Here is a 257-nt window from a genome sequence, read left to right as displayed (position 1 = left end):
CCGTTTCGAACCTTGTTTTCCATGCGGGCAGCGATCGCCTCTACGCTTTCACCCTCGATGTTGCCGACCGGACGGACGCTGACCAGCGACTTGGCGCTGTTCATCAACCGGTCCGACCAGCTCTGATCAGGGCTCGGCTGGTTCGCGGATTCGACGGCGGCGCTTGCCACATCGGAAACCTGATTGATCAGTTCGGCACGCGAGGGCACGCCGGTTTGGGCAAAGCTTCTGAGATCTTTGGCCGCCGGATAGTCAGG

At 61.1% G+C, this 257-nt stretch carries 1 protein-coding gene; it reads right to left on the bottom strand.

Features of this window, described 5'->3' with window-relative positions; all coding sequences use genetic code 11:
* A partial coding sequence (locus SB764_RS42170) for a COG4223 family protein (protein ID WP_410867059.1) occupies positions 1–257 on the bottom strand: 257 nt, incomplete at both ends.

Origin of the sequence: Paraburkholderia sp. SIMBA_027 (genome assembly GCF_046535315.1) — a bacterium.
GTDB lineage: Bacteria > Pseudomonadota > Gammaproteobacteria > Burkholderiales > Burkholderiaceae > Paraburkholderia > Paraburkholderia tropica.
Note: the sequence above shows the minus strand (reverse complement) of the source record. Positions and strands in the feature narration are given on the sequence as shown.